Origin of the sequence: Polaromonas sp. AER18D-145, assembly GCF_002379095.1 — a bacterium.
Lineage (GTDB): Bacteria > Pseudomonadota > Gammaproteobacteria > Burkholderiales > Burkholderiaceae_C > Polaromonas.
The window spans coordinates 1-7,623 of sequence record NZ_NBZV01000083.1; the positions used below are offsets into that span (position 1 = coordinate 1).

The 7,623-nt window shown below is 64.8% G+C and carries 7 protein-coding genes and 1 tRNA gene; 2 read left to right on the plus strand and 6 right to left on the minus strand.

Annotated features, from left to right (window positions below; all coding sequences use genetic code 11):
* Window positions 1-436: 436 nt before the first annotated feature.
* The 5 genes from B7G52_RS22610 to B7G52_RS22630 all read right to left on the minus strand — a co-directional run bounded on the left by B7G52_RS22610 (window position 437) and on the right by B7G52_RS22630 (window position 4,650).
* A tRNA-Ser gene (locus B7G52_RS22610) sits at window positions 437-524 on the minus strand.
* 235 nt (window positions 525-759) lie between these two features.
* Window positions 760-2,166 carry a serine--tRNA ligase gene (serS, locus tag B7G52_RS22615; RefSeq protein WP_096699916.1) on the minus strand — a complete coding sequence of 469 codons (1,407 nt, stop codon included), beginning with the start codon at window positions 2,164-2,166 and terminating at the stop codon, window positions 760-762.
* Between the two features lie 48 nt (window positions 2,167-2,214).
* A complete protein-coding gene (locus B7G52_RS22620; RefSeq protein WP_096699917.1) occupies window positions 2,215-3,156 on the minus strand; it encodes a threonine/serine dehydratase in 942 nt (313 codons plus the stop codon).
* 16 nt (window positions 3,157-3,172) lie between these two features.
* Window positions 3,173-4,162, minus strand: a complete 990-nt coding sequence (gene ispH / locus B7G52_RS22625) for a 4-hydroxy-3-methylbut-2-enyl diphosphate reductase (protein ID WP_096699922.1) — start codon at window positions 4,160-4,162, stop codon at window positions 3,173-3,175.
* Window positions 4,162-4,650 (minus strand): peptidylprolyl isomerase, encoded by a 489-nt coding sequence (locus B7G52_RS22630; protein ID WP_096699918.1) that lies wholly within the window; start codon window positions 4,648-4,650, stop codon window positions 4,162-4,164. Before B7G52_RS22630 ends, ispH begins: the two co-directional genes overlap by 1 nt.
* Before the next feature lie 154 nt (window positions 4,651-4,804).
* Here B7G52_RS22630 and radC point away from each other — a divergent pair, with 154 nt between their 5' ends.
* Window positions 4,805-5,479, plus strand: coding sequence for a DNA repair protein RadC (gene radC, locus B7G52_RS22635; RefSeq protein ID WP_096699919.1), 675 nt, complete (start codon window positions 4,805-4,807; stop codon window positions 5,477-5,479).
* Window positions 5,479-6,150: a Smr/MutS family protein gene (locus B7G52_RS22640; RefSeq protein WP_096699920.1), complete on the plus strand. Its 672-nt coding sequence runs from the start codon at window positions 5,479-5,481 to the stop codon at window positions 6,148-6,150. The genes radC and B7G52_RS22640 overlap by 1 nt, the downstream gene beginning before the upstream one ends.
* Window positions 6,151-6,315: 165 nt before the next feature.
* Here the strand turns inward: B7G52_RS22640 and B7G52_RS22645 are convergent, their stop codons facing one another.
* A complete protein-coding gene (locus B7G52_RS22645; protein ID WP_096699921.1) occupies window positions 6,316-7,179 on the minus strand; it encodes a hypothetical protein in 864 nt (287 codons plus the stop codon).
* Window positions 7,180-7,623: the final 444 nt, after the last annotated feature.

The window sequence follows — 7,623 nt, forward strand, 5'->3', positions numbered from 1 at the left end:
TGGTCTGGGAACACAAGAAACTGGACGCCCACCGGTGCTGTGACACTCAACCCCGAGCGCGACTCGGTGGTGGCGGCCCATGTCGGCGCCACGCTTATTCAGCCATTGGCTGCATGACTGAGGCGACAACTACCTTGACACGCGCCGGAGCGCACGATTGAAACATCTCGAAACACCGCCGATGATCAACGAATTGGAAAGCTATGCAACACCTACCCCTGTCAATGTTGACAGGGTAGGAGTCAACACAAGGGTAAATACCTGAAGGAGCTGATCGCGGCACTTGGCTGATGGCATGCCAACAAAGTTCGAGGTGCAGCAAGGCCTGCACCGCAAGCGGAAACACAGGTAGTCCAAAAGGAAACAAAAAAGCCCCGTAAACACTGAGTTTTCGGGGCTTTCAGGGGTCTGTGTTGGACTACATCAAACCGGTTCTTGGCGGAGAGGGTGGGATTCGAACCCACGGTACCTTGCGGTACGCCTGATTTCGAGTCAGGTACATTCGGCCACTCTGCCACCTCTCCTAAATCGAGCAGTTATTCTAACAGCCCCATCTAACAAGCCCCCACGGTCGCTCACTTCGTGTAGCTCCCGAGGCCTTGCAGGCCGCGGCTCGCGAGACGCTTCGCCTCTGTCGCCTGTCCAAAGCTGCTCAAGCAGCTTTGGAGCCGCAGGCTCCAGCCCCTCGGGGGCCGCTGCGCCTGTGGTCCGGCTAAGCAGGTCCCGCGCCCCCTGCTGAGCCAGAACCCCCTCAGCTCGCTACTTTCCTGCGGGGGTCAGCACCGTGATTCCGCCCATGTAGGGCTGCAAGGCAGCCGGCACCGCAACGGTGCCGTCTTCGCGCTGATAATTTTCCAGCACCGCGACCAGCGTGCGGCCCACCGCCAGGCCGGAGCCGTTGAGGGTGTGCACGAATTCGTTTTTGCCCTGGGCGTTCTTGAAGCGGGCCTGCAGGCGGCGGGCCTGGAAGGCTTCGCAGTTGGAGACGGAGCTGATTTCGCGGTAGGCGTTCTGGCCCGGCAGCCAGACTTCCAGGTCGTAGGTCTTGCTGGCGCCGAAGCCCATGTCGCCGGTGCACAGCAGCATCACGCGGTAAGGCAGGCCCAGCTTTTGCAGGATGGCCTCGGCGTGGCCGGTCATGGCCTCGAGGGCGTCGTAGCTGTGGTCAGGGTGCACGATCTGCACCATCTCGACCTTGTCGAACTGGTGCTGGCGGATCATGCCGCGGGTGTCGCGGCCGTAGCTGCCGGCCTCTGAGCGGAAGCATGGTGTGTGCGCGGTGAACATGAGCGGCAACTGCGCCTCGGGCACCACCTCGTCGCGCACAAAGTTGGTCAGTGGCACTTCGGAGGTGGGGATGAGATACCAGCTTCTCTCGAGCACTTTAACGTTTGAATCCTCACTGACACTTCCGTCGATATTCAATTTATCAGCGTAAATATCCGCGTAAGCGGTCTTGCTTGGGGTGCCCCCAAAACTCACCTGGAACAAGTCTTCCTCGAACTTCGGCAGTTGGCCAGTTCCCCGCAATGACTGATCATTGACAATGTAGGGCACATAACACTCGGTGTAGCCGTGTTCGGCCGTCTGCACGTCGAGCATGAACTGCGACAGCGCCCGGTGCAAACGCGCAAGCTGGCCCTGCATGACCGTGAAGCGCGAGCCGGTGAGCTTGGTGCCCAATTCAAAGTCCAGCCCCAGGGGCTGGCCCAGGTCCACATGGTCTTTCACTTCGAAGGCATACGCAGGCGGCTCGCCGCCCAGGCCTTCAACCGGCGTCCATTTGCGCACTTCAACGTTGCCGGCCTCGCCCGCGCCGTGCGGCACGCTTTCATGCGGCAGGTTAGGCACGGCCAGCAGCAGGGCCTGCATCTCGCCCTGGATCTGCTCGAGCCGGACGCTGGAGGCTTCCAGCTCGGCCTTGGAGCTTGTCACTTGCGCCATCACGGCGCTGGCGTCTTCGCCTTTGGACTTGAGCTGGCCGATCTGTTTGGACAGGGTGTTGCGCTGGTTCTGCAGCTCTTCTGTCCGGATCTGCAGGGCCTTGCGCTCGGCCTCCAGCGCCTGGAAGGCTTCCACGTTGAGGAAGGCTTGCGGGCTTTTGCGGGTTTCCAGCCGGGCGATGGCCGAGGGCAGGTCTTTACGGAGCAGGTTGATGTCTAGCATGGGGTCATTGTATTTTGTGCCGCGGCGGGCCGGCCACCGGGGCGGGGTTCAGTTCAGGCTGGCCGGATCGAGGTTGGCGCCGCAGATGATCAGACAGACTTTTTCGTCCGGCCGCGGCACATAGGCGCCGCTGTGCAGCGCCGCCAGCGGCAAGGCTGCCGCCGGCTCCACCGCCAGCCTGAGCTCCTTCCACATCCACAGCTGGGCGGCCCGGATGGCGTCGTCGCTGAGCAGCAGCGCATCACGCACATGCGCCTGGGTGGCCGCCCAACCCAGGTCGCCAATGCGTTTGGCACCCAGTGAATCGGCGGCGATGCCGCCCACGCGCACATCGACCGGCTGCCCGGCCTCGCGCGCCCGGAACAGGGTGGGCGCGAGTTCGGGCTCCAGCGCGACAACGCGGGAGCGCTGCTCGAACCAGCTGGCGATGCCGGCGATCAGGCCGCCGCCGCCCACACTGACCAGCACGGCGTCGGGCAGGCCGGCCTGCTGCTCGATCTCCAGCGCCAGCGTGCCGGCGCCAACCACCACCTCAAGCTGGTCGTAGGCATGGGTCAGCAGCGCGCCGGTTTGCTGCTGGCGCGCCAGGCAGGCCTGCAACGCATCCGAATAGGCGGCGCCGGTGACCACCACCTCGGCGCCCAGGGCAGCCAGCTTGGCGCGTTTGGCCGGGCTGGACACCTCGGGCACAAACACCTCGCAGCGCACGCCCAGTTCACGCGCGGCGGCTGCGGTGGCAATGCCGGCGTTGCCGCCCGACGCCACAATCACGCCGCTGGATGGGATCGGGTTGGACAGCAGGCGGTTGAGCATGCCGCGCGCCTTGAAGCTGCCGCTGGTCTGCAGCTGCTCGAGCTTGAGCCAGACTTCAGCGCAATCCACGCCCAATGCCTTGCCGGGCAGCTTCCACACCGGGGTTTGACGAATAAAGTGACTGTAGCCCTCTTGAAACCTGCGTTGGCAGCTCTCGATTTGATAGCGATCTGGCATATCTGGCATACCGGGCCTAGGACTCGGCATGCAGGTCGCTGCCGATGGCGTCCAGCGCGGGGCCGTCCAGCTTGAGCCCCTTGGGCAGCGGAAACTTGATGGTTTCCTCGATGCCGGCCATCTTGCGTACCGACACCGCGCCCAGCGCCTTGATGCGGTCGATCACCTGCTTGACCAGGATTTCGGGCGCCGACGCCCCGGCGGTCAGGCCGACGCGGCTTTTGCCTTCAAACCATTCCGGCTTGAGCTCGGTGGCGTCGTCCACCATGTAGGCCTCGGTGCCCAGCTTGGCGGCCAGCTCGCGCAGGCGGTTGCTGTTGGAGCTGGTCGGGCTGCCGACAACGATGAGGATGTCGACCTGCGGGCTCATGATCTTGACGGCGTCCTGCCGGTTTTGCGTGGCGTAGCAAATGTCCTGTTGCTTGGGCGCGCGCACGTTCGGGAACCGCGCTTTCACGGCGGCGCTGATCTCGGCGGCATCGTCCACACTGAGCGTGGTCTGCGTGACCACCGCCAGCTTGTCGGTCTGCGCCGGCTGGATGCGCGCCACGTCGGCCACGTCTTCCACCAGATGGATGCCGCTGTCGAGCTGGCCCATGGTGCCTTCGACCTCGGGGTGGCCCTTGTGGCCGATCATGATGAACTCGTAACCTTCCTTGTTGAGCTTGGCCACCTCGACGTGCACCTTGGTCACCAGCGGGCAGGTGGCGTCGAAGATGCGAAAGCCACGCGCTTCGGCCTCGCGCTCGGTGGCCTTGCTGACGCCGTGGGCGCTGAACACCAGCGTGGCGCCAACTGGCACATCGTCCAGGTCCTCGATGAAAACCGCGCCCTTTTCCTTGAGCTCGTTGACGACGTAGGTGTTGTGCACGATTTCGTGGCGCACATAAATCGGGGCGCCGAACTTGCCGAGCGCGCGCTCGACAATCTCGATGGCGCGGTCGACGCCGGCGCAAAAACCGCGCGGCTCGGCCAGGATGATTTCCTGAGGCGATGTTTTATTGATCACAGGACACCAATCACTTGGACTTCAAACACCACCGGCTGGCCGGCCAGCGGGTGGTTGAAGTCAAACTGCACGGCGTCGCCGTCTGCCTTGACCTGCTGCACGCTGCCGGCGTACTGGCCCATGCCGTCGGGCGTGGGGAACTGCACAACATCGCCGACCTTGTACTGCTCGTGGGGGTCGCCCAGTTCATTGAGCAGCTTGCGCGCCACCCACTGCACCAGCTCGGGGTTGCGCTCGCCAAAAGCCTCGCCGGCCGCCAGTTCGAAGCTGGTGCGCGTGCCTTCGCGCAGACCCAGCAGGCGCTGCTCGATCGCGGGCGACAGCTCGCCGGTGCCCAGGCTCAGGGTGGCCGGCTTGCCGGCGAAGGTGTTGATGATGTCGGCGCCCGGTTTTCCGTCCGTGGACGGCCCGGCCATGCGGTAGTGCAGGGTCAGGAAGGAACCAGGCTGGACGAGGGCGGGAGCGGGTGTTTCCACGGTGGACATAGGACTTTCGGGGGCCGGCCCGGCGGGCCGCCAACTGTTTGTAAACTGCCCCTATTGTAGAAAGTGCGACCCGGCCCAGCCAGACCCGCCGGTTTACCCCTGATACTGCCCCTGTGATGGCGTTTCCAATGCTTGCCCACTGCCGAGACCTCCCATGCTCCTGAAAGACCTGCCCGAGGACGCCCGCCCCCGCGAAAAGCTGCTGGCCCGTGGCCCCGGCGCGCTCAGCGATGCCGAGCTGCTGGCCCTGCTGCTGCGCAGCGGCATTCCCGGCAAAAATGCGTTGCAGATGGGCCAGGAGTTGGTGGACACTTTCGGCGGCGTGGCCGGCCTGCTGCACACCGGGCACGAAGCCCTCAACAGCATCAAGGGCCTGGGGCCGGCCAAACGCGCCGAACTGGTGGCCGTGCTGGAGCTCGCGCGCCGCGCGCTGGCGCAGGAGCTGCAGGAAAAGCCGCTGTTCACCACACCGCAGGCGGTGCGCGACTACCTGCAGCTGCAGCTCGGCAGCCGTCCGCACGAAATCTTTGCGGTGCTGTTTCTCGACAGCCAGCACCGGCTGATTGCGCTGGAAGAGCTGTTTCGCGGCACGCTGACACAAACCAGCGTCTACCCGCGCGAGGTGGTGGTGCGGGCGCTGGCCCTGCACGCCGGCAGCGTGGTGCTGGCGCACAACCACCCGAGCGGCGAAGCCCGGCCCTCGCGTGCCGACGAAGCGCTGACCCAGACGCTGAAAGCCGCGCTGGCCCTGGTGGACGTGCGGGTGCTGGACCATTTTGTCGTGACCAGCACGCAGGCGATCTCGATGGCGGAACGGGGGTTGCTCTGATGGCAGCCCGACCACCGGCCATCAAGGACCTGAAGGGCCTGAAAGCCGTCAAGCTCGAGATAGAAACCCGGGCCCGGCAGGCAGCCGACCTCAAGGCGGCGCGCGCGGCTGCCGCTGCGACAGCGAAGGCGGAAAAAGAGCTTTTCTCGCGCGCCATCGGCCCGGTCAAGGCGCTGCCGGCCAGACACCGGCCTGGCCATCCGGGCCACCGGGCGCATCTGCCGCCGACCCAGCCCGCACCGATTCCGGTGCAGCAGCAACGCGACGAGCTGGCCGTGATGCGCGAGGCCATCTCCGACGAATTTGATGTTGAAACCCTGCTCGACACCGACGAGGCGCTGAGTTTTCGCCGTCCGGGCATGGGGCCGGACGTGGTGCGCAAGCTGCGCCGCGGCGGCTGGAGCATCCAGCGCCAGCTCGACCTGCACGGACTGCGCCGCGAGGATGCGCGCGACACGCTGGCGGCCTTCATTCGCGAAGCGCACAAGGCCGGCATGCGCTGCGTGCGTGTGGTGCACGGCAAGGGCCTGGGTTCGCCCGGCAAGACACCGGTGCTCAAGGGCCGGGTGCAAAGCTGGCTGATCCAGAAGCAGGAAGTGATCGCCTTTGTGCAGGCCCGGCCGGCCGAGGGCGGCGCCGGCGCGCTGGTGGTGCTGCTGGCGCAGAGCTGAATTCTTCCTTTTTGCTATGAATTCAGGAGCTGCTTGCGTCCGCAGGATAAGGGCTGACGGCATGTTTTATCTGTAAAACCTGTCCAAATCCATTTTCAGCGATCGTTTCCCGTGTCATTTAAAGCACAAAAGTTCCGCCAGCCCATGCCAGCCGTTCGCTCACCGCTATTTAATTTGTAGCATTTGAGCGGCTACCTCCTCCAGCGCATTGCGCAAGATCAGACGCCGCAAGCCCAGAGCCACCGCCTCGGCATGCAGCACCGCGGCAAAGGTCGGGCTCACTGCCTCAATGCCTTGCAGGTCCAGCACCAGTTCCCCCGGTATCCAGCGCGGCGACCGGCCTGAGGCCAGGGTGCGACCCTCGTCCACAGGCAACCAGCTCAGGAGGATTTCAGCCTGGTGGCGCGCCTCCAGCCGCTCGGACCCGAGCAGACGCAGCACCGGCATGGTCACCACCGCTTGCCCGGCCTGTGCCTGCATCAGCGCGTAGGTTTCGCGCCAGGCCTGCCCCTCTACGCGCTTGAGACGATGCAGATTGTCAGGGTCTCCGCCCAGCAAACGCAGTACGTCGGAAGCAGGGCTGCCGGTTTGCGGCTTGATGATGATGCGTTCGGCCAGGCGCTGATTGACCGACGGCAGGGACAAGCCATCGTTGGCCGCCCACAGGACATCCCCCGCGCACTGGTTCAGGTGCGCCAGCACGCCGCGGTCGTGGCCCAGCGCCCACTGCGCCGGCGCATGCGCGTCCACCTCCGCGCGGGCGCGGTCGGGCGGCACGCCGAGTGCCAGCAGGTTTTGCAGCAGGGCCGGGCCAAAACGGTGTTGCAGTGTTGCCAGCGGCGCCGCATGCAGCGCCATCGCCCAGCGCGTGCTCGCGCTCACCGCCACCACCAGCTTGGACGGCCGGCAATGCACCAGCCCCAGAGACCAGGGGCCCAGCGCGCTGCCAGACGCATTGGCATCAACAGCCAGGCGGGCCGGCAGCTTGAGAGCGCGGGCCAGTTCCCGGGTGACGTGCAGCGTGACCATGGCGTCAGGAACTCACCACAGCTTGTAACTGCCGCGCATGGAGGGCGCTTTTGACCTTGAAGATGATTTTGGGCATCAGGTTGTGGCTCCGGGGCTGCGGGGTGCGGGGTGAACGGCGGGAACAGAAGGAAAGCGTTGTTGATTCTCTTGTTGATGGTGAAGGCCTCATCCGGCCGGGCGACGGGCCCGTCACAGTGTCGCCAACGCCACCCCGGCGTCTCTGCGTACCACATGAATGCTATTAATTACGTAGCTTCTTGCGCCCGCGGAATAAGGGCTGGAGGCATTTTTGATGGGCGGATTCAAGTACAAAGCGCAACAGAAGGCAGTGTAATCGGCTGCATCTTCAAGCCATAGAAGACCTCGTGCGGGGTGAGGTAACCCAGGCACTTGCGGGGTCTGTGGTTGAGCCGGTACACCGCATCATCGACCTCATGCTGGCGC